Below are 21,604 nucleotides of genomic sequence, written 5' to 3' on the forward strand. Positions count from 1 at the left end.
CTAGCCGTGCTCAACCTTGAAAGATTACTAAAAACTCATTACCTCCCTAAACTTGATGCTTTGCCTGCGTGAAACTTCAATCTCTTCACCATCCTTTAAATAGACTTTGAGTGTACCGCTAAACCAAGGCTCAATACGCTGAATGTATTTGAGGTTGATGATCTGTTGGCGATTGGCCCGAAAGAACACTGCAGGATCTAACCTAGATTCCATATAATTGAGCGACCGCGGAATCATGGGTTTTTGGTCTTTGAAGAAAATACGGGTGTAACTGCCCATAATTTCTAAGATTCGAATTTCTGCTAAATCCACGAACCAGCAGGTTTCGCCATCTTTCACAAAAACTTGGTTATTCAAACCCAATACATTTTTGTCTTTTGCATCTGATGCCCGCTTTCTAATTTTAGAAGCGGCCTTTTCTAATGCCAAGGCCAAACGGTCGTCTTTGATGGGTTTTTGAAGGTAATCGAGCGCGTTATGATCAAAAGCTTTCATGGCATAATGGTCGAAGGCGGTGGTGAAAATAACTTCTGGCGCATCTTCCAGTTCCTGAAGCAGTTCAAAGCCATCTTTGCCCGGCATTTGGATGTCTAGAAAAAGCAGTTCAGGCTTTAGATCGAGAATTTTTTCTATTGCTTCATCCGCGTTTTCAGCTTCGCCAATTACTTGAACATCATCTCTGTGTTTGAGCAAGTGCTTAAGTTCTTGTCTTGCTAAATTTGAATCATCTATGATTAAGGCTTTCATGACAATGGAATTTTGAGCGATGCGGTTACGGTATTTTCAGATGAGTTTTCAACCTTGAGTTCGGCAAAATGGCCAAACAGAATTTTTAAACGTTCGATCAGGTTTTTCAGCCCAATTCCCTCGCGTTTACTTTTTTCCTTGAGCTGGCCGTTATTGCAAACTTCAATGCGCAAGTGGTCATTTTCAAGTACCGACCTGATCAAAATATTCCCCCCAGTTGTCATTTGAGAAACCCCGTGTTTAATGGCATTTTCTACCAAAAGCTGAATGGCCATTGGAGGAATTTTGATGTCTAAACTACTATCGTCTATTTCAAAAGCATATGTCAATCGGTCGTTGAACTGAATGGATTCCAATTGCAAATAATCTTTCACAATAGCCACTTCCTGCCCCAGTGTTACTTTTTCGGCCGCGTTAAATTGGATGGAATAACGCAAGAGTTCTGAAATGTGGGTAACCATGGAACGCGCTCTTTCGGGGTCGGAAAGAATTAGAGAACGGATATTGTTTAGGGCGTTGAACAAAAAATGCGGATTGATCTGGTTTTTTAAAATGGCCAACTCTGCCTCTTGTAAAGCTGTGGTAAGCTCAAGCTTTTCAATTTCACTTCTTCGGTTGCGCTGAATAAAGTGGTAAGCAAAATAGAGGGTGGCCCAGCTAGCCATTACAATGGTGACACTTCCTACATAGCCAACAAAATTTACCCAACTGAAAGCAGCAATATTATTTAGAGGGAGTAAGTAATAAATAAGTAAATGGATGAAAGATTGTGCTAAAAAAGCCACAACAATAACACCTAAAATCAATTTTGGGATTAAAGATTTCAGTGCTAGTCGTGTCCACGCATTCTTTTTTATGAAGGTTCTAAATAGATGAGAAAAAGAGATCAAACAAAGTCCAATAACGAGCTGTAGCTTTAATGTGTCGGGCGTTATGCTCTCTGTTCCGCCAAAAACATACATCATGCCTACAGAAAACAAAGTGTAAATGCCCCATCCAAAAATCTGGCAGATCCAGTAGAGTGTTGATTGCTTCATCTTTTTTCAATTGAAAGAATGGCATAAGAGTCACTGGCTCTTATGCCATTCTGCTAGGCTAATTTATAAGAACTTTTTCAACCAATTCTGAAAGAATTCAGGATCATCCCACATAATAAAGTGATTACCAATGTCGGTCATGTCTACCTGAACTCCTTTTAAGTTGGCATATTGGCCTGTATAAAGTTTTAAAGTACTTTCTCGGGTTGAACCAAATGATTTGTAAGCTACCCAAGCACCCAATACTAAGGTTGGTGCTTTTATTTTGCCAAGCTCGCCTCTAATGTCTGTCGTATACATTTCGTACATCGACTGCCCTACCGTTTCCTGGTCACTGTCAATTGCCCATTGGGTAGCGATTTCAATTTGAGCAGGATCATTAATCATGCTTGTCAGCATTTGGCGTTGATAGGCTTTTCTTCCTTCAAGTGGTTGACTGGCAGAAGCCACTACTTGCGTTTTCATTGATTTGGCCATAGGCTTGGCCTCTTCTGCTGTCATGCCGGGCATCATTACGCCTGTCATAAATGGTAGCGCATCTACAATTACTAGTTTTGAAGGAAGATCAGGATTAGCAATTCCAATGTTCAATGCTAAAAATCCGCCCAAACTATGACCAATAATGATGGGTTTCTTCAACTTTTCCTTCTGGATGTATTTCACTATTTCATCTTTCATTTTGGTTAAATACTTTCCTTCATGATCGGCAAGGGGTGCATTGCCCGCAAAGCCCGGTAGCGTTATGATGTGGTACTCGAAGTTTGCATCTAAGGCTTCGATGGTAGAATCCCATACTTCGCCAGAGCAAGTAAGCCCGGGAATAAGCACTACAGGCTGACCTTTGCCCACTACGCGAATGTTTAAGCCTGGCTCTTGTGCTTTTAGCTGAAAACTGATGACACTTAATAAGGCGACCAGAATTGTTGTTTTGAATTTTCTCATGTCTTGTAAATTTTGTTGTACCCAAAAGTACGCGGGCTACATACCCTTTTTGAAGACATTTAAGGGAGCGGAAGAAAATCCTCGGGAGTGGAATGGCTAAATACTACCGTCACCCTGAGCTATCGGCCAAAGTAAGAAAACGAAAGAATCTGTTTGGTTAACGTGAGAAACTGACGTTAACCGCTTTTCTCTTCAACAAAACCTTTTGTGGACAAGTGAAAATTAGACTGTGAAGATATTGATGATGGGTTCAATGCGTATTTAAATAGCCTGTACAAGCTGAAGAGTGCGGTATTACGAATTAAGCTCAGCCTCATAAAGGCCATTTTTATCTCGCTTCATTTGTATCTCTTTCATTAATTTTTTGGCTTCATCTTTATCTTGAAGCTTACGTGCTGTATCCTCACTCATAATATCTGGTGCGGTATTAAAAAAATCAACTAAAACAGATGTCATTCTGGAAACGGGATTGACTATAAATGATTTTATATTCATGACGATAAGTTTAAGTAGTACTTAATATACGAATTTATACTACAGGTTGTTGTCAGGTTCTTGATTATCTTCGGAATCATTATCAGTAGATTCTATTTCATCATTACCGAGGCGACTAAGTATTGAGGTAATAATGATACCAACTATAATACCAAGAACCCATCCTGCGAGCTTAATTGAGAAAAAGAATATTGCAAATATAATAACCAGTCCAAGAAGGGCTGTTAAATCTTCTTTATTTATTCTTCTAGGTTCAGTTTCTTTGAAATCGTAGTATATATTCAGATTCTTTATTTCTTCATATTTCAGAATAAAGTAGTGTTCAGGCATATAGTAGTATAATGCTTTATCGGGTCTTTCAGAATCTAATTCTTTTTGATCCTGGTCATCTGAATTAATATTTTCTGCCGGGTCTGCTTGTAACGATCGTCTATATGCGTTTGTAAGATAAAGAACATCCAAACCCCCGTCTTTCGATAACCTGTAATCCTCTAGTATTCCTGAGTAAAGCATTGCACCATCTTTTTCACTAACATCAACCAAAGCATCAATATAAACTGCACTCAAAACCTTACCATTTTTATTATAAGGACTTGTTGTTTTAACTCTTGGAAAGTCCAGTACTTCAGACGTTAGTACATAGTGCCATTCATTTTGAAATCGTAGAATTTTAATCGACCTATCTAGTTTAAGTTTACGAACGATAACTTTACAAAGGAAACCTAATACAACACCTAAAAGAGTTAGGATTAGATTATAGGAAATTATGTAGTCTAAATTTAGTCCGATTTCTTTTAAACCACTTAGTAAGTATTGATCATTCCCTTTCCCTGTCAGAATGATCCCAATTAGCTGAAAATTAACAGTTAGACTTGGGATGGATATTTCTGTGAATAGAAAGTTTAAAGATGTTGGAGTAAGCCAATTAATTAAGTGCAAACCTAGCCAGTGTAATAACAAGCTTGGGATGATTCCCATTACGAAGACTTCAGCACTTGAAGACTTGAAATACTCCTTTGAGAATTCACCAGTATAATAAAACCTCCTAAAGGCAAGTCCAGGAACAATAAATAGAAAAAATAGGATAGTAGAAAAAGCTATATTCATTTATAAGGGCTTAAAGAGCAATTTCTTTTTGAAGAAGGATTATGTTTATAGACCAATTCAATGCTTATTTCAGGGTTTAATCTAATAAATTTAATTTATAAATTATAGTATATTTTTGAGAAACACCTTCGGTTCTTAACATGAGATTTTATTTATCTGATATACAGATCATAAAACTCCTCAATACAAACTATGATAATTAACTTAAGCTAATCTATCAACTCTTCCAACCTCTTTGGCCCCCTCACAAAAACACCTTCGCCATGAGCAACGAGTTTTCCTGCTTGGTTATAGATTTCAGAACTGCTGATGATTTCTTTTTCATTAACAGAAACTACTTTTCCAATGGCCTTTAAACGATCTTCAAAAACAGGACGTCTGAAGTGGATAGTGTAAGATTTTGTAAGCAAGAAAAAAGTTTTCTCTATTGAAGCCGAAGCAAAATAAGCAGAGTCGTCTAGCAGTTTGAAGTAGATGGCGCCATGCATGGCATTGGCCGCATGAAAATATTGGCTCCCAATGGCGAGCTCCAAAGTTGCTTCACGGTCACTCACCTTCAATTCAGAATCAGCGAAAATTCCTTGGTTCAAGGGGGCAGAATCAAATAGTCGCTCTAATCGGTTGTAGTGTTCGAGATCATTCATAATCTGGAATAAGCTCAAACTGAATAAGATGATGTTTGATGTGTTTTTTATGGCAGAACAACCATTCTTGAGCCGTTAATGGGCCGCCATAAGGATGATTGGCGATAAACTCGGACTGGGCTTCACAAAACTTTATGAAGGTTTCTGTTTCTGCAAAGAACTTTTGTTTAGCCTCTTCAAGGTCAGCGAATCTTAGTGGCTGAAGGTCGCTTTTACCGTTGGGTGCTGGCACATTTCTACGCATAGGGCTGTCCTTCATTAAGTATTCTTTTAGCTTTGGCCAATCTTCTTCTTTAGAAACCACAGGTACACTAAACCTACCCATCGAAAGTTTATAGACCACAATCAAATGTTCCACCATGTGTTGCGGAGTCATTTTTCCCCAAAGAGGTTTTTGTTCTGGTGTAAGTTGAGCCAAAAGTTCAGCTACGGTGGAGCTTAAGTAATTTTCTACTTCTTTTCTATTGTGTTCCATAAGGTGGTTTTACTCTTTAGTTTTTGTTTGATTTTCAACCGCCTGACTAATTCTATTTTTCACATTCTCCCAAGTCGTATTATTCAATATCACAGGGCTCGGCTCATCTTCCGCATCTTGAAAATAGGTCATGGATTTGAGTACATAGAAGTAATTATCTTCGCTATACTTTTGACCATAAAAGGACAGGAGTTGGGAGAGTGGATAATGATTCAATAACTCAATCAAGTCAAAGAAATCTTTTTTACTTCCCCGTTGTGCTACTGCGGAAAGCTTCATGGCCGCAATATCTTGAGTACTCAGAAAACGGACCGATTCTATAATTTCGAGCGGTTCTAATAACGCGTATTGATGTGAAAGAACATCAACTTTGACCCCTTGAACGGACAGACTTAAGGAGTTTCTGTTCATGTTTAAAACAGATAGATCTTCAAATTTATGGCGAATGGCTGAAATTACTTCTTCTGTATCGAAAGGCTGCCTGGTAAATAAATCAAGGTCAACAGAAACTCTGTGACCAAATTTTAAGGCTAGGGCCGTACCACCACCTAATGAAAAGTCTTGAAGTGAATCAATCCCCTGCAGGTCAATTAGTAATTCCAGTGTTGCGGTGTCAACTGTTTTTCTTTGAAGCATCTGAATTGCTCTTGGTCTAGATTAAAATAAACACAGCAGAAGGAAAGGGTTTTGTTATCGAGGTATCGTGTATTGACAAGTTGTTCTTGGCAAACTTCTTTTCCATAATAAGTAACTACAGCCCAAAAATCATCCATTGTGCCCTTCATAAATACCCGAGGAATAATAAATGATTTGTGCTGGTCGTATGAAACCGTTTTCCGATCTACATCCCAAAACAAGTGACTACTTAATTTCATTTTTAAAGCTGTTATCAAGTAAAGCTCTACCGTTTAATTCGTTCAACTCTCAATTTATTAACTAATTTCTTTTCAAATGGTATTTATTAAAAATCAGAGAGAATATTTCTGTCGTACCCATATTGCAAATCGTAAACCTTAAAACTAAAAAGGCCTCACTAGAGGCCTTTTTAGATAGTTATTTAAGAATTACTCTCCCAAGAACGGGTATCTGTAATCGGTTGGCGTTACAAAAGTTTCTTTGATCAAACGCGGAGAAACCCAGCGCAATAAGTTGATCATTGAACCTGCTTTGTCGTTTGTACCAGAACCTCTAGCTCCACCAAATGGCTGCTGTCCTACAACGGCACCGGTTGGCTTATCATTAATGTAGAAGTTACCTGCAGAGTTTTCCAAGGCTTTAATTCCTACCTCAAGCGCGTACCTATCAGCAGAGAAAAGCGCACCCGTTAATGCATAAGGCGAAGTGTTGTCTACCAATTCTAAAGTAGCTTCGTAATCTTTTGGCTCGTAAACATAAATTGTAATTACCGGGCCGAAGATCTCTTCGCACATGGTTGTGTACTTAGGGTCTGTTGTTAACAGTACAGTTGGCTCAATAAAGTAACCTTTCGATTTGTCGTAACCACCACCCGCAATTACTTCTACTTTATCGCTTGCCTTGGCATCGTCAATGTATTTGGCAATTTTATCGAATGATTTTTCATCAATTACAGCGTTAATAAAGTTGCTGAAATCTTCTGTACCGCCCATTTTGAACGACTTCAAATCTTCGATTACATAGTTCTTCACATCTTCCCAAAGGTTAGAAGGAATGTATGCACGTGATGCGGCAGAACATTTCTGACCTTGGAATTCGAATGCACCTCTAGAAATAGCGGTCGCCACTTCTTTTGCTTTAGACGATTCGTGCACCATGATAAAATCTTTACCACCAGTTTCGCCTACAATTCTTGGGTAAGAACGGTACTTGTAAATGTTGTTTCCAATGGTTTTCCATATGTGCTGGAAAACACCTGTGCTACCTGTAAAGTGAATTCCACCGAAATCTTTATGTTCGAAAATCACCTCACCTGCTGTTGGGCCATCTACAAAGAAAAGGTTGATTACGCCATCAGGAACACCTGCTTCGCGGAAAACTTCCATCAAAACATTCGCAGAATAAATTTGAGTGTTTGAAGGTTTCCAAACTACGGTATTACCCATCATGGCTGGTGCCGAAGGAAGGTTACCTGCAATAGCTGTAAAGTTGAATGGAGTTAAGGCAAACACGAAACCTTCTAGTGGTCTTTGTTCTACTCTGTTCCAAATGCCTGGTGCAGAATCGGGCTGTTGCTTGTAAATCTCGGTCATGTACTGAACATTGAACCTTAAGAAATCTACAATCTCGCAAGCCGAATCGATTTCTGCTTGGTAAGCATTTTTAGACTGACCCAGCATGGTTGCTGCGTTCAATTTGTCTCTATAAGGTCCAGCAATAAGCTCGGCAGCTTTCAAGAAAATACTTGCTCTGTTTTCCCAACTTGTGTTGGCCCAATCTTTTTTTGCAGCCATGGCAGCGTCAATCGCAGCCGAAACATGAGAGGCATCTCCGTTAGAAAAGTAACCTAAAATATGTTGGTGATCGTGTGGAGGGCTTAGTGGAGATTTATTGTCAGTTCTCACTTCTTTTCCCCCGATAAACATCGGAATATCCACTTGTTTCGAACGCGCTTCGGCAAGAGCTGCCTGCAAGCTTTCACGCTCAGGAGAGCCTGGCGCATAGTTTTTTATTGGTTCGTTTCTAGCGGGAGGTACGTTGAAGAATCCTGTTGCCATAATTTCTTTTTTTGAATTTGTTTTCTGTTTTTTCCCCAAAGCATTTCAGGGTCATAAATTGACTTGGGCAAATATAAGGTTTCGCCTATGGATTAAAAACCCGATTAGCTAGAGTAAGTTCCTTAATTGGCTAAGCATTTGAATCTCGTATGTAGGCGGAAAATCGCTTGTTAGTTTGGTGGGGTTAAACCAAATATGATCCATACCAAAATTTCGTGCGCCTTGAATGTCAGATTCCAAGTTATCGCCAATCATGATGCTCTCATTTAGCTTGGCGCCAGCCCTTTGTAAGGCTTGTTCAAAAATAGGAGCGGAGGGTTTTCTGGAATTTGAGTTTTCAGAAGTTACGATCGCATCAAAGTAATGATCTAGTTTGGCGCTTTTCATTTTAATTGTCTGCACATCGTCAAAACCATTAGTGATAATGTGTAGTTGGTAGCGCTCTTTCAGGTAATCTAAAACATCGTGAGCTCCTTCGAAAACAGCCTCTTTAGTTGGGCAGAGTTCTACATATTCACAATCCAATTGTTGCGGTATAATGTCGAGTTTGGCATTTAATCTCTCAAAAATTGTGGCAAACCGCCTTTCTCTAATTTGTTCGCGCTGAATTTGGTGTTTGTTAAAAAGGCTCCAAAGTTCGTTGTTCACCTGAAAAAAGTGCTGTACAAAAGTGTCTTTGTCAAAATGAGTAATGTGCTCGAACCTATAATGGTCATAAAGTTCGTGTAGGGCCGTCATGGCGTTGGTGTCATAATCCCAAAGTGTATGGTCCAAATCGAAAAAGATATGTTGGTAGTTTTTCAAAATAAAGAATGGAAATTATGGAAACTCAAATTGACCAACCTTGTTTAGAAATTCTATTTTCGGCCAGTTCACGATTCGATTTAAGTATTTCGTAAGTCTCTTGGTCTTTTTGTAAACGAGCATCTTTATTTAAGAAATTGAAAATTTGTATCATCACTAGTTCCACTTCTTCTCTAATACTATAAAAAACCCACTGGTCGTGTTTGCGGGCATTCACAATATTTGAATTCTTTAAATAAGTAACATGTCTCGAAGTTTTGGTTTGGGTGTAATCTAAAATGTGTTCTAGGTCAGAGATCGTCATTTCTCCGTTTTTCAAAAGTAAGTGAAGAATTCTTACCCTAGCTTCGTCAGATAAGGATTTAAAGATTTGCGCCCCAAAGGGAAGACTAAAATTTTTGAGTTTCATTGAATTGACTTTGCTTTCATGGTTTTAAAACTGTTGTTAATCTATGATTTTTACCAAAGAAAGGCTGGGGTTAATTATTGTTAAATTGAGAAGAATAATTGGTTTAAGCCAACACAATTCCCCTTTTTGATTGTTAATATTGCGAAGCGAAAAAAAATAAGTTCTATCTTCTTATCTTTAAGTCTAAGTTCACGTAGAACACAATCAAAAGCACAAGTATATTGAAACAAACTGTAATCACATATTCTCTACGCGCCATTGTGCTTTGTGCTTTTCTTTTTTGCAGTGCTCAAAAGGGTTTTGCGCAGAATAACAATTCTGGTGTAGTTCAACTTTCGGGGCTTGTTATGAATGCCGATAGTACCGAAACGGTTTTTGGAGTTCATATTTTTGCCCTCAAAACAGGCCGGGGAACAGTTTCAGATTACAGAGGTTGGTTTAGCAAGGCTTTTTACGCTGGCGATACACTGATATTCACTTCCATAGGCTTTAAAGACCGTAAAATAGTTGTTCCTGATTCAGTGGGCGATCAATACACTATTATTGTGGCTATGGAAGAAGAGGTTACTCAACTTCCTGATGTAGAAGTAAGTCGTTTTCCGAGTGAGGAACTTTTCAAAGAGGCATTTTTGGCCATGAATTTAAATGAAGAGCAAGAAAGTGTTCTGAATGCTTTTGCGCCTGAGGCTGTACAGCGAATGGTGCTCACCATGCCTATGGGGGGTAGCCCTGATGCCAATTATAGGTACATGATGAATCAGCAATATAATCAGATGCAGTACCGTTCGGGGCCAACAACAAATCCACTGCTGAATCCTTTTGCTTGGGCAAAGTTTATCAATTCGCTGAAAAAGAAGAAGTAGCTTTTTCTAATTCCTCGTTAGCTTTAGGCTAATAAACCTGTCTGTTCCCAGCCAACAATTTTCATTATTTGTATACCATGCCCTGTGCATCGGAATTCGCATTCCATTCTGAATTTCTAAACCTTCAATAACAATGTATTCGCCATCATTTTCGGCTTCGTTATGAAAGAAACGATAACCTACTAAAGCATAAGTTTCTGGGTGGAAATAGAAATACCAAGTGTCGGAACCTACGTTTTTATCATAGGTAACTTTGAGTGCTAAAACAGGCTTTCCGTCAAAAGTAGTGCTTTGAACCACTGGGTCAATATTCGTTCCCTTGTCCTTTAACTTCATTGGTAAGCCGTATAAATAACTATAATAGTTTCTCCATCTTCTGGCCCTATCGGGGCTCAATTGTAACGTATCGACCCTTACGGAATCCGTGATTACTCTGTAATCCATAAATGATTCGGTTGAGTCTAGTCCATCTACTTTCCAGTTAAATAAGTGGTTGTCTTTTACAAACGATAACTCAAACGCTCCTCTCTGATTGTCAATAATAACATGTGAGGGGCGAACCGATCCATTTGGCATTTCCTGATCAATCACTAATTCCATTTTTACTTTTTGCCATTGCCCGCTGGGGTCATGAAAGGAAATGCTTCGATTTAAAAGTTCTGTACCAGAGATTTGCTCTTCTTGAGCACTCAATACCGAGCAGGAGATAAACAATAAAAGAAAGATGGGTGTAAAGTAGCGGGTCATAATGTTAAATGATGTTGAATTTAGATGGTTCTACACGTAAATGTAAGAGATGTTCTTATTTTTGCAATCTGACTCAACGGTAGCAACAGCATGCAAATTCCAATTTGGGACCCTTCCTTTTTAGAACCAATTTTAGCAATTGGCCTTCTCACTATTGGATTTAGTGTCTATCACTTCGTTTCTATTTCGCCAAAAGTTAAAGAGCGTTTTGCTAAAAAATATGGTGAAGTAAGAGGTAATACAAAGGCCTTGTGGTATTTCAGGTACTTAGGAGCCATGACTATCGGAGTAATTCCGGCTATAATCATGATGGTGATTTTAGATAAAACCCCTGCTGATTACGGAGTAACATTTAAGAATCATGCCACGTCTCTTTATTGGATTTTAGGTTTGGCTGCCGTGATTGTACCGATGAATTTTTTCAATTCTAAAAAAGAAAAGAACTTAGCCTTTTACCCAAATGTAAGGGAGAAGGAGTGGACAAAAGCCATGGTAGCCAAAAACGCCTTCACCTGGGTGTCTTATTTATTCGGTTACGAATTAATGTTCAGAGGATTGTTGCTTTTTGCTACAGTTCCCTTGCTGGGCGAATGGCCGGCTATTGTATTGAATGCGGCTTTATATGCCTTAGTACATGTGCCTAAAAACTTAGAAGAAACCATTGGGGCAGTTCCATTGGGGCTGTTGCTCTGCCTCATTACTTTAACAACAGGAACGATTTGGGTGGCTTTTTTCGTTCACATTACCTTGGCACTGTCCAACTTTTTCTTTTCGCTAAGGCATCACCCTGATATGAAAGTTATTTAATGAGTAAAAAGATATTTATTACTGGAAGTACAGGCTTTATCGGTCAAAAATTGACTCACACTTTAGCCGAACAAGGGCACAGAGTAACTGCTTTGGTTCGATCTAAGGCCAAGGCTGAAACGTTAATTCACCCCAATATTGAAACCGTAGAAGGGGACTTATTTCATACTGATGCCTTGCAAAAGGGTATGGAAAATTGTGATGAGGTTTATCATTTGGCGGCCTTTGCAAGCGTTTGGGCCAAGGACGATACCTTTAAAAGAGTGAATATTGATGGCACCACCAATATTTTAGATGCGGCCAAAAACCAAGGCGTTTCTAAAGTAGTGGTTACCTCAACTGCAGGCGTAATTGGTCCGGCCATTGATGGCCCGGTAAATGAAGACACACCACGACAGGTTGATTTCTTTACCGATTATGAAAGCACAAAACACCAATCGGAAGAACAAATACGTCAGCGCGCTGCTGATGGACAACATATTGTAATTGTAAACCCAACAAGGGTGTATGGTCCGGGGCCTCTCAATGTGAGTAATTCTGTAACCAAATTGGTGAAGCAATACATTGATGGTAAATGGAAGTTCATGCCAGGTGACGGGCTCAGCACTGGCAATTATGTGTATGTAGAAGATGTAATTCGTGGGCACATGCTGGCCATGGAGCATGGAAAATCAGGGGAACGTTACTTGCTTGGAGGCGAAGATGCTACCTATCATGAGCTCTTTGATATGATTGCTGAGATTGGTGGTAAAAAATATAAGCTCTATAAAATGCCCTTGGGAGTTATGCTTACCTTCGGCAAGGTTCAGTTATTTTTAGCTGAAAATTTTGGTAAACAACCTATGATAACGCCAGGATGGGTAAGAAAATACCTGTATAAATGGAGCGTTTCAAGCGATAAAGCTCAAAAAGAACTAGGCTACCAGATAACACCACTCATGAGTGGAATTCAGCAGACGGTAGATTGGTTAAGAACAGACAACAAATGACAAATTCAAAGAAATTCGCATTAGTAACAGGTTCTAGTAATGGCATTGGTCGTGCTATTGCAGAAAACTGTGCAGCCAGAGGCTTTAATGTTCTCTTGGTGGCACTACCAGAAGCTAAACTTGAAGAAGTAACTAATGCATTAGCTGCTAAATACCCGAAACAAGAATTCCACTGTTTGGGAGTAAACCTAATGGATGCTGAGGCACCTCAAGAGGTTTTTCAATGGTGCCAGAAGAACAATTTTGTAGTTGATATTTTGGCAAACAATGCTGGTTTGGGTAATTCTGGAGACTTCCTTTCTAAAAAAGCAGAGTTTTATTTTGGCCAAATGCAATTGAATATGGTGGCTATGGTAATGCTTACCCACCATTTTTTACCCGAAATGCAAAAGCTTGATAAGGCATATATTTTAAATGTGGCCAGCATGGCCTCTTACTATGATATTCCGTTCAAAGGCATTTATGCAGCCAGTAAGAAATTTGTGAGTTCATTCTCTCATTCGCTTCGTTACGAATTGAAGGACTCTAACGTTTTCGTTTCGATTCTTTGTCCTGCGGCTGTGCTTACCAACCCTGAAGTGATTAAGCGCGATGCAAACATGGGTTTCGTTTCTAAAATAACAAGGCAAACGGCTGAGCAAGTGGCCGAATATGCGTTAAGCCGAATGTTTAATAGAAAACCAGTGTCTATTCCGGGCGTTTTCCCTAAATTTTACAGAACCTTGGGGCGGGTAATTCCACACCGAATGCAATTGCGAATGCTCGCAAACGCTTTTATTAAGCAGTCGAGGGAGTGAGAGACATTAGATATAAACAAGGCAGCTTAACGGCTGTCTTTTTTATTAAAGTACCTCTAGTTGAAGCTTCTCGCTTCGACCTATATAACCCAAAGGGCATAAAAAAACCCGATCATTTCTGATCAGGTTTTCTTTCTCTGTAGCCCCAACCGAACTAATGTCGAACCTTTTTCTTGCAGATTTAGAAAGGCTAGGGAGATTATATAATATTTCAAAGACATGTTAACTTAGTGCTCTAAGACGCTTTAAAAGCATCTGAAACAGCAAATGTAGTTAATTTCTATTCGGACAAATGGGTTCTGAAGGTCATCTAGCTTTTCGTTTGTTCTTTTGTAATCCGACAAACTAATAATCTTCGCTAGATTCATCATCCGAAAATTCGTCTAACATATCTTCCATCAGTTCTTCTTCAGAAACATCATCATCTAACTCTTCGATGTCAAGATTTTGGTACACTTCTGTTTGGTCTATTAAACCGGTTTCATCCACTGACCGATCAGATTTTGAAGCTGCCTGAACTAGTTTACGCTTGTGCTTCTTTACGGACTGTATTAGATCGTCAAAAAAGATTTGATCAAGGCTTTCTTTGTGGATCTCTTTTTCAAATATCTCAACCGATGGAAGTTGAATATTAAGACCTTCTCTAGTTAAGAAGGCTTTAAGCTCCTTATAAGCTTCTATGTTAGTGGTATCAAGATTAATCGCCATCAAATTACATTCTAAGGAAAGGCTTTTGCTTATCAGATCGTTTTCTTCATTCTCCATTAGATAAGGGTTTAGAATCAGCGACTTCTGAAAAAAGTTTCTTGAATTTTGGATGAGGCTTAGTGCCTTGTCTATGATTTCTAATGACTCAACAAATTCCTTAGCGTACCATAGGCTCTTGGCTATAAAGTAATGTGCAATACTACAGTCATCGTGCTTCAAACAGGGTCTAAGGGTTTGAATGGCTGAGCTATGTTCTCCAGATAAAAACTGAACTGTTCCGCTTAAGAGGTTTAGCCTATATGATGGTTTACTCGTCTGTGAAGAGGCGTTTATGGCCTCACTTGCTTTCGACAATAAATTCAAAAAGATATTATTTCTTACGAAGTCCTGATCATTTGAAGTGTAGGCAAAGGCCTGCAAAAGGTGTTCATAACCCTTTGTGTAATCTGATTTAATTATGTCATTTAAAGCATTGTGTAGGTAATGATTTCCTACTAAAATTGGATTTGTATACTTAAGTAAGCCATACTGCCTTTTGCCCTCAATATTGAATGATTCCAGTTTGTCGCTTGCCGAATTCTTGAGAAAGTCTTTTATCGTATTGTCAACCTGTATATCAGAGAATTGAACCTTCTGGCTCAAATACAGCCCTTCAAAAGATGTCACTCTACTTAAGGCAACATAGGCCTGACCATAGGCAAAGGTACCATCACCAAAATCCACCCTCAATCTTTCAAAGGTCATGCCTTGGCTTTTATGAACAGTGATTGCCCAAGATGGCTTTAGTGGGAATTGTTTATAGGAACCAACCACTTCCTGTTCTACCTTGCCCGTATCTTTATTGAACTTGTATTTTACATTCTCCCATACTTCTTTTTCTACGGTACACATACCACCATGATCCAACTCTACTCTAATGATGGAGTCGGATAATCCAGCGACTATGCCCAAAGATCCATTGACCCATTGACCTTCTGGATTATTCTTAATAAACATGACCTGCGCACCAATTTTTAACTTAAGGTCTAAGTCAGAGGGATACGCCACTGAATCAAAATTACCTGATATTTCCGCTCTGTAAAGCCGCGATTCTCCATCAAGTTCTGATAATTTGGATTGATTGATCTTTTGGGAAGCGTCAAGCTTTGTGGTGAGAGTTAAAATGTGGTTTCCAGTTTCTGAGATTGGCACCGGTAGAACTCTGGAATTCAATTGATCCAGTTCTGCGTTAGTTAATGTTTTAGTTCTAATCTTATCAAGAAGGCTTACAAAAAGTGGGTCTTTTTGACGATATACCTCTTTTAACTCGATAGTAAACAGTTTTAAATGCCTGAAAACATGAGCTTGATAAAAACGTAGCCCTCCATAAATCTCATTAAGTGTCTGCGTTTCCTCATTTTTCCCTTGAACGATTGGTTCAAGTTGATATAAGTCACCTACTAAGACTATCTGCTTACCTCCAAATGGCAAATTAGGGTTTCCTCCATTTTTCCGTAAAGAAAAGTCAATGGCATCAATCACATCTGCCCTGACCATTGAAGCTTCGTCTAAAATTAATGTGTCAAGTGATTCAATTAGCTTTCTCTTCTCCGAACCCTCCCAAAAGGTCTTAATTCCTTTGTCTTTGGGTAAAAGAGGTCTTGGTGGAAATTGAAAAAACGAATGGATGGTAACCCCTTTTATATTAAGGGCAGAGATTCCAGTAGGGGCTAAAACAACAAAGTTCTTGTCTATTTTGCGGGTGATTTTGCTTAGGAAAGTAGACTTTCCTGTACCTGCCCTTCCGGTGAGAAAAAAGGATAGGTTTGTGTTTTCCACAAAGTCAAATGCAGCATCAAATTCCGTATTGTTCATTTTTATAGAAGCTCCTTATATAAATCAATTTCCAATACTCATCATGAAGGATAAATTTAACTATACTTCCTTCTTTAATAAGCTAACCATTTTCTGTTCATGTTCAGGAAAGCCAGTGGGGTTTTTCCAAAACTCTTTCCAGGCAGTATTCAATGTGTCTATTATCAGCGTATCTGTATTGTCAGAAGCTATCTTGCACCCAAGCGCTTTAATGCCTTCCAGGCAATAAGTAGCTGCACTTTTTAAGAAATGATCAGGTAGAGCAATATGATATTCGGTTTCGGGAGAAATATCCAGAACTCCAACAAAGTCATTCCATTCTTTTTCTATTGCTGCTTTCTCTTGAGTAAAGCCCATTAAATCTAGTGCATGAAACATAGTGGTCATTCTCGCACCAGCTGGTGGATGAGAGGTTTTTTGATAGTAAGGAACTCCAAAAAGATTCCAATCCATTTTCGCGCACATGTGAAGATTACTCCAGACAAAAGCTGGCCCCAGAGTATAGGTGGCAAACAGATCACAGAAAAACTCCTCAGCCCAGCTTTCTATCCAGCTGTCACGCCAGATATAATAAGGGCGTATGTTATTGCCATCACCGAACTTATTCAACTTAAGCCGGGCAATCTCTTGGGTAAAGTGTTTTTTTATATCTCGATTGAGTTGCCCCATACTGACCCTTATAGGTTCTGTAGTAGGGTTATCCACTGATATGAGAGGATGGCAAAGCTCGTGGTAGAGATCTGGAAGATGCAGCAGGAAGTCAGCTTCCAACAGCGGCATGCACATCAAATTATACTGTGGAAAAATTCTATAATAGTGCTGTGAAAGGCACGAAACCACAGGGGGCTGAATAGGGTATTCGATTTCTGAACAAACGCGTCTTACCAGCTTGTTGACATATTCATCATCATCATGTTTTCGGCTAATGGCTGCGACAATCACATTTTCCAAAACGTGAAGCTCGCTCAATATGGATTTGAACTTGCTGAATTTATGTAGTAAGTTCTGTGGTTTCGAATAGTCCTGATTGTAAAGCAAAGCTGAAAGCCTGTCTATCATCAATTCAATTTCGACCATAGCTTTAGCGATCAATGGGTCAAAATACAAGCTCGACTCCTTAGCTCTGGGGAACTTACTTTTGAGTATTCTCGATTTTTGGATGCTTTCCATTATTGCACCATCAATGTATTCAGTCATGATTCTTTGCTCATTTTAGCCAAGGCATGAGAATATTCACTGTCTAAGGCATTGACAACATGGTGTAAGTTCTTGGATAGCGATTCATATTTTTTTTGATTGATATCAGCCGCAATGCCATTAAAAAACTTGGACTTCGAGAAGTTCTTTTTCCTCAGCTCAGCCTCAATTATCACACTTAACACCTGAATTCTCGGGTCAATGCTCTCATCGTCTTTGAGCTTCTCAAACAACTCCTTAACTTCCTTATATTTCTCAGCAGGCACTTTTTCTGAGTCGTTCTTTATGGCGATCATAAAGTCGTTAAGTAGTCCCAAGTACTTACTTGTCAAGTAGTAGATATTGGCATTCAATCCTGTATCACTCATGTCTGTATGTCTATTGATTAATGGATTTCATTAAATTGATCTTTTGAGAATTATAGGAACTCCCCAAAAGGTTGATTCTCCTGTCCGTCATTTTGATGGTTATTGGGTTTCGCGAACAGTCATCAGGTTTGGTATAGGCAAGATGAGATAAAAAGAATATGTCCTCCAGTACATTTTTGAAAGGCATAGAACCAGAAACATGTTTTACGTATAATGGCTTGGAAGTTCCTTTTTTACTATACTCCCTGCCTGTAGTGCATACGTAGGCTTCATAATCGTTAAGGAGTGCATAGGTTCCCATTTGAGGATTAAGAACTTTGCCATTGTCCTCATGTTCCTTCCAGATGTCAAAAGTTTTTGTGACGTCAAATAAGCGGAAAGGCACTTTGGATTTTTTTGGTATTTCAACAACTGTATATGAGGTGTCGGGAGGCAAGGTTCCTGTTTCAACTAGAAGTTTGATAGCGCTCTCTATACCCGCTTTTTCGGTTTGAAAGATGCGTCCATCTCTATGGAAAGTGATTGTTTTGATTGGTTGATCTGAGAACTCCGCAAATTTTGTGATATTTTCAACAAGAATCCGGCTCACTTGATCTGAAGAAAGCTTTTCCTTGTTCTGTGATTTGTCCCAAGCGGGTAGAATGTTCTTAGAATACTTATCTACAAATGTGAATCCGGCTATATGTTGCTTAACATCAATTCCAATTACCAAATCGGCATGGAGAGGGGTGGCTAGAATAAAGGGCCACCGCTCATTGTTGAGAAGAACCTGGTTAACGGCCACTCCAAAAAGGTAACCTTGATATAGCCTTTCAAGTTTTTTGTTTTCACCTCTTTTGATATAATACTTGGACTCCCCATTTACCTCTTCATGCCCATAACATTTTTCGAGTATTCTGGTGTGCATAATGCTCGCACTAACATTGTAATCATTCAAGCATTCCGAGACTACCAATGCAGCGGTTTCATCATGCATCTTTTTATTTCTCTCCAAATGGCTTGGTAGGATTACTACAGCATAACCTTCCAGCATCATAGTGGTGTTTTCACCTAGTTTTGAAATAATTTCTAGGCCAATATCCAAGGAATTGGTTTTGTTTCTATCATCATACGGTACAACTATGGGTTTCCATCCCGAGCTCGTGGGGTGCATTTTATCTACCATGGCAGCAAGGTCTTTCAAGAAATACTTCTCGTTGCCGAAGCTGTTGTGTATGGTTTCTGGCACAAGTATATATTGTCTGGTAAATGGAGCATTGGTATAAAAACCGACTTTGGGCGAAAGCAATAATTTCTTCCTTTCCATTCCAAGTTTTTGCTTTTCTACGCGAAGATTGGCTTTACTGGAGGTTTCGCATCCCAGAACTATATCGTTATTGAACTGAAGGTCCGGAAAGTCAAACAGACCTAAGTCTGGGCTTAAGGGAGTTGTGGAAATCTGAATTTGTACATTACCATGCTTTAACTTATTCAAATACTTTGAGATTACTGTGCTGCTATACTTTCTTCTGAAAAACGGAGGTATGATGGAAGCCCTGTGTAATCTACTTACCTCTCTATCTTCCGTATCATAGGTAGCATAGCACATAGCGGCCACAGCTCCTTTAGGTTGTTTTTCATTGTTCCGATAAACTAAAACAGAGGCACTATCTGGAATCTTGGCTAAGTGGGGAGGCATAGTTCCATTGTAGATTTTTCGAATATCATCAAGTAAAGTCACAGAGCCCGATTCTCTTTTGAAACGATATTTGGAGATATCCAAGCTACTGAGTTCGTCTGGTTTGATCTCAAACCAGTTTTTGCCGTAGCGGTAAACCAGCCTTCTTTTCTGTCTTTTGAGGTTGTTGAATTCGGCATTGGAAAGGTGCGCGCGTAAGGGGTTTTTGGCCATGTACTTTTTGGTGATATCTACACAAATCCCATATCCACCAGTAGGCAATGCCACAACACGAGGTATAAATCCATTGAAGATAGCAACTTGGTTTGACCCTGCATTTCGTGCTGGTTCTTTGCTATAAAAGGCATCACCTGTTCGTGGCTGCCATAAGCGTGGGTCTTTTCTTATCTCACCCGAAAGGTCAAACTGCAAAAAGCGTAGGATGATCTGTTTTTCTGATTCATCCTCACTTTCAAAATCAAGAAACCTTACCTGATCGGTATCTTTAAAATAAACAAAATCACCATATTTTGCTTCCAAACCATCATTCGGGATAGCCCGTAAAATCTCTGCTTCATCTTTCACAATCAAGAAAGGTATGCCCTCACGGTGAATGACGATAACGGGATGTCTTAGGGAATAGGAAAGCTTTTTGGTGATATACTGTATGTTGATATCATAATCATCTCCTGTGCTGTTAAGGCCGATAATTTCCAAAAGTCTATAGTCAGCTGATAAGGCCGATAGATTCTCAATTGGGAAAATGTTGCTTTCTTTAATCATATCAATCGGGTTTGCAAATTGGTTTAAAAGAACAATTACCACAGGCCGATGGGTCGGTTGTGGTCGGGAATTCCTCTGGGGAACATTCACTAAATTTTCGATTAGCTCCTAATCGGTACATCTTTAAAAGACCTGTGGCGATTTCGTCTTCGGTATTCCTAATGTCATCTTGGGTGATTTCATAATCACGGGACTCATCGGTAAGCAGTTGAAACTCGGTCAACCTGTAGTCAAGCACGCTATAGCTTTTCAAATTCGCTGGAAAATCCTTATGAGGGTTTACTTTGCTCAGCGAAAATGCATAGGCCAGTAACTGATCTTGGTACGTTTTAGTAGCAAAAGTGTGAACCTTCCAATCAATAATGTGCGGTGGTTCATCTTCAAAAAACAGGATTAAATCTGGACGGCCGATTACCCGAAACCTACTGAAAGGGAGGGAAAGTGTCCGTTGGGTTAGCCATTGATCGGCCGTGCGTAAATACTCAATTAAATCTTCCCTTTCTATGAAATTCTTGAGGGCTTGATGTGTATCGTTTCTAACGCGTTGTAATTCGCTTTCTGCTATTCCTTTATCGTTATCAAAATCAATAATCGCTGAAAAATCATCATAATCTGAAAACACAATGTTGGGTTCACGGTATTTCTTTTTTCTGGCAAAATCGAGTCTTTCATCAAACTTTCTGTTGGCTACCCATAACAAGGTATCCTCGTGCAAGCTCTCTTTCTTACGAATTCTACTGATCGCTACCTGACCTATAACTTCATCAACAATATCTCCTCTCCAGGCATCAAGTGTCTTTAGTTTGGAAAGGATTGTCACTTCCCTGCGAAAAGGATCTTTGACCGTTCCGTGCGCTACAATATTTTTATAGTACCATTGACGGTTACATTTGAGAAATTGCCTATATCCAGAGTATGACCAATTCATTATTATGACTTTCTGTTCCTGATGAATTTTAGATACTGAAGAAGTTCTACTTCTTCTTCATTGCTTATCTCACCAAGTTTATTTTTAGCAGCTGATGAAATGCTCTGGTCTTTTGGCAGAGCATTGCTTTTAGAAACCGGATAGCCCACTTTTTCCATTAGCATTTCATAAGAAACCTGATAAAATTTGGCAAGTCTATATAGGGTATTGGGTGATGGTTGCTTGACTTTACCAGATTCCAATTGGCTCAGATAAGCATTTGACACATCTGTCTGACGTTCCACCTCTCTTAAGGTCGCTCCTTTTGATTCTCTGAGGGCTTTGAAATATTGACCATATCCATCCATTGCTTAAAAATTGTTTCGTTGCTAAATATCGCAAGCAAATATATGTAGCTTTGCTTGATATCGCAAGCAATAGATAAAATTATTTTATCAAAGGGTTGTGCTTTAAGGAAATATATGCCTTGCCACTGGCTAAATCCTTAAACTTAGTAGCAGTAACTCTCATAGCGTACTGCGCAAATCTCTTTACTATGGGTATATTCATGTTT

The 21,604-nt window shown here is 39.1% G+C and carries 24 protein-coding genes; 4 read left to right on the forward strand and 20 right to left on the reverse strand.

Annotated features, from left to right (window positions below; all coding sequences use genetic code 11):
* Positions 1 to 27 precede the first annotated feature (27 nt).
* From AWW67_RS17275 to AWW67_RS17320, 12 genes are all read right to left on the reverse strand, one after another.
* On the reverse strand, positions 28 to 747 hold the full coding sequence (locus AWW67_RS17275) for a LytR/AlgR family response regulator transcription factor (protein ID WP_062303306.1): 720 nt from the start codon (positions 745 to 747) through the stop codon (positions 28 to 30).
* Positions 744 to 1,784, reverse strand: coding sequence for a sensor histidine kinase (locus tag AWW67_RS17280; protein WP_062303309.1), 1,041 nt, complete (start codon positions 1,782 to 1,784; stop codon positions 744 to 746). Before AWW67_RS17280 ends, AWW67_RS17275 begins: the two co-directional genes overlap by 4 nt.
* Before the next feature lie 63 nt (positions 1,785 to 1,847).
* Positions 1,848 to 2,726: an alpha/beta fold hydrolase gene (locus tag AWW67_RS17285; RefSeq protein WP_062303310.1), complete on the reverse strand. Its 879-nt coding sequence runs from the start codon at positions 2,724 to 2,726 to the stop codon at positions 1,848 to 1,850.
* A 294-nt stretch (positions 2,727 to 3,020) separates the two neighbouring features.
* The gene (locus tag AWW67_RS18915; protein ID WP_141655495.1) at positions 3,021 to 3,221 is read right to left on the reverse strand and encodes a hypothetical protein; all 201 of its coding nucleotides are present in this window, start codon (positions 3,219 to 3,221) and stop codon (positions 3,021 to 3,023) included.
* 39 nt (positions 3,222 to 3,260) lie between these two features.
* Positions 3,261 to 4,328 (reverse strand): hypothetical protein, encoded by a 1,068-nt coding sequence (locus AWW67_RS17290; protein WP_062303311.1) that lies wholly within the window; start codon positions 4,326 to 4,328, stop codon positions 3,261 to 3,263.
* A 209-nt stretch (positions 4,329 to 4,537) separates the two neighbouring features.
* Entirely contained in the window at positions 4,538 to 4,972 is a 435-nt protein-coding gene (locus AWW67_RS17295; RefSeq protein ID WP_062303313.1) for a PaaI family thioesterase, read from the reverse strand.
* Positions 4,965 to 5,447 (reverse strand): hypothetical protein, encoded by a 483-nt coding sequence (locus tag AWW67_RS17300; protein ID WP_062303314.1) that lies wholly within the window; start codon positions 5,445 to 5,447, stop codon positions 4,965 to 4,967. The genes AWW67_RS17295 and AWW67_RS17300 overlap by 8 nt, the downstream gene beginning before the upstream one ends.
* A 9-nt stretch (positions 5,448 to 5,456) precedes the next feature.
* Entirely contained in the window at positions 5,457 to 6,083 is a 627-nt protein-coding gene (locus AWW67_RS17305) for a nucleotidyl transferase AbiEii/AbiGii toxin family protein (protein ID WP_062303316.1), read from the reverse strand.
* Positions 6,038 to 6,322, reverse strand: a complete 285-nt coding sequence (locus AWW67_RS18920; protein WP_141655496.1) for a DUF6922 domain-containing protein — start codon at positions 6,320 to 6,322, stop codon at positions 6,038 to 6,040. The genes AWW67_RS17305 and AWW67_RS18920 overlap by 46 nt, the downstream gene beginning before the upstream one ends.
* A gap of 189 nt (positions 6,323 to 6,511) precedes the next feature.
* Positions 6,512 to 8,140, reverse strand: a complete 1,629-nt coding sequence (gene pruA / locus AWW67_RS17310) for an L-glutamate gamma-semialdehyde dehydrogenase (RefSeq protein ID WP_053222563.1) — start codon at positions 8,138 to 8,140, stop codon at positions 6,512 to 6,514.
* 108 nt (positions 8,141 to 8,248) lie between these two features.
* Positions 8,249 to 8,944 (reverse strand): YjjG family noncanonical pyrimidine nucleotidase, encoded by a 696-nt coding sequence (locus tag AWW67_RS17315; protein WP_062303318.1) that lies wholly within the window; start codon positions 8,942 to 8,944, stop codon positions 8,249 to 8,251.
* Positions 8,945 to 8,969: 25 nt separating this feature from the next.
* Positions 8,970 to 9,353: an ArsR/SmtB family transcription factor gene (locus tag AWW67_RS17320; RefSeq protein ID WP_053222457.1), complete on the reverse strand. Its 384-nt coding sequence runs from the start codon at positions 9,351 to 9,353 to the stop codon at positions 8,970 to 8,972.
* 221 nt (positions 9,354 to 9,574) lie between these two features.
* Here AWW67_RS17320 and AWW67_RS17325 point away from each other — a divergent pair, with 221 nt between their 5' ends.
* Positions 9,575 to 10,216: a carboxypeptidase-like regulatory domain-containing protein gene (locus AWW67_RS17325; RefSeq protein ID WP_062303319.1), complete on the forward strand. Its 642-nt coding sequence runs from the start codon at positions 9,575 to 9,577 to the stop codon at positions 10,214 to 10,216.
* A 6-nt stretch (positions 10,217 to 10,222) separates the two neighbouring features.
* On the opposite strand, the gene AWW67_RS17330 is transcribed toward AWW67_RS17325, so the two are convergent.
* Complete coding sequence (locus AWW67_RS17330) at positions 10,223 to 10,963, reverse strand: DUF6503 family protein (protein WP_062303321.1); 741 nt, start codon at positions 10,961 to 10,963, stop codon at positions 10,223 to 10,225.
* A gap of 90 nt (positions 10,964 to 11,053) precedes the next feature.
* On the opposite strand from AWW67_RS17330, the gene AWW67_RS17335 reads away from it, so the two are divergent.
* The 3 genes from AWW67_RS17335 to AWW67_RS17345 are packed head-to-tail and all read left to right on the forward strand — an operon-like array spanning position 11,054 to position 13,556.
* A complete protein-coding gene (locus AWW67_RS17335) occupies positions 11,054 to 11,770 on the forward strand; it encodes a CPBP family glutamic-type intramembrane protease (protein WP_062303323.1) in 717 nt (238 codons plus the stop codon).
* On the forward strand, positions 11,770 to 12,759 hold the full coding sequence (locus AWW67_RS17340; RefSeq protein ID WP_053222461.1) for an SDR family oxidoreductase: 990 nt from the start codon (positions 11,770 to 11,772) through the stop codon (positions 12,757 to 12,759). Before AWW67_RS17335 ends, AWW67_RS17340 begins: the two co-directional genes overlap by 1 nt.
* Positions 12,756 to 13,556 carry an SDR family NAD(P)-dependent oxidoreductase gene (locus AWW67_RS17345; protein ID WP_062303325.1) on the forward strand — a complete coding sequence of 267 codons (801 nt, stop codon included), beginning with the start codon at positions 12,756 to 12,758 and terminating at the stop codon, positions 13,554 to 13,556. The genes AWW67_RS17340 and AWW67_RS17345 overlap by 4 nt, the downstream gene beginning before the upstream one ends.
* A gap of 345 nt (positions 13,557 to 13,901) precedes the next feature.
* On the opposite strand, the gene AWW67_RS17350 is transcribed toward AWW67_RS17345, so the two are convergent.
* From AWW67_RS17350 to AWW67_RS19220, 7 genes are all read right to left on the reverse strand, one after another.
* Complete coding sequence (locus tag AWW67_RS17350) at positions 13,902 to 16,118, reverse strand: ATP-dependent DNA helicase (protein WP_062303327.1); 2,217 nt, start codon at positions 16,116 to 16,118, stop codon at positions 13,902 to 13,904.
* Positions 16,119 to 16,178: 60 nt separating this feature from the next.
* Positions 16,179 to 17,315: a hypothetical protein gene (locus tag AWW67_RS17355; RefSeq protein ID WP_062303329.1), complete on the reverse strand. Its 1,137-nt coding sequence runs from the start codon at positions 17,313 to 17,315 to the stop codon at positions 16,179 to 16,181.
* On the reverse strand, positions 17,312 to 17,683 hold the full coding sequence (locus AWW67_RS17360) for a hypothetical protein (protein WP_062303330.1): 372 nt from the start codon (positions 17,681 to 17,683) through the stop codon (positions 17,312 to 17,314). Before AWW67_RS17360 ends, AWW67_RS17355 begins: the two co-directional genes overlap by 4 nt.
* A gap of 10 nt (positions 17,684 to 17,693) precedes the next feature.
* Positions 17,694 to 20,123, reverse strand: coding sequence for an argonaute/piwi family protein (locus AWW67_RS17365; protein WP_062303332.1), 2,430 nt, complete (start codon positions 20,121 to 20,123; stop codon positions 17,694 to 17,696).
* A gap of 1 nt (position 20,124) precedes the next feature.
* A complete protein-coding gene (locus AWW67_RS17370) occupies positions 20,125 to 21,051 on the reverse strand; it encodes a PD-(D/E)XK nuclease family protein (protein ID WP_062303334.1) in 927 nt (308 codons plus the stop codon).
* 2 nt (positions 21,052 to 21,053) lie between these two features.
* Positions 21,054 to 21,398 carry a helix-turn-helix domain-containing protein gene (locus AWW67_RS17375; protein WP_062303335.1) on the reverse strand — a complete coding sequence of 115 codons (345 nt, stop codon included), beginning with the start codon at positions 21,396 to 21,398 and terminating at the stop codon, positions 21,054 to 21,056.
* A 79-nt stretch (positions 21,399 to 21,477) separates the two neighbouring features.
* Positions 21,478 to 21,600: a hypothetical protein gene (locus AWW67_RS19220; RefSeq protein WP_260311509.1), complete on the reverse strand. Its 123-nt coding sequence runs from the start codon at positions 21,598 to 21,600 to the stop codon at positions 21,478 to 21,480.
* Positions 21,601 to 21,604: the final 4 nt, after the last annotated feature.

The sequence above is a fragment of the Roseivirga seohaensis genome, from assembly GCF_001592945.1.
Classification (GTDB): Bacteria; Bacteroidota; Bacteroidia; order Cytophagales; family Cyclobacteriaceae; genus Roseivirga; species Roseivirga seohaensis.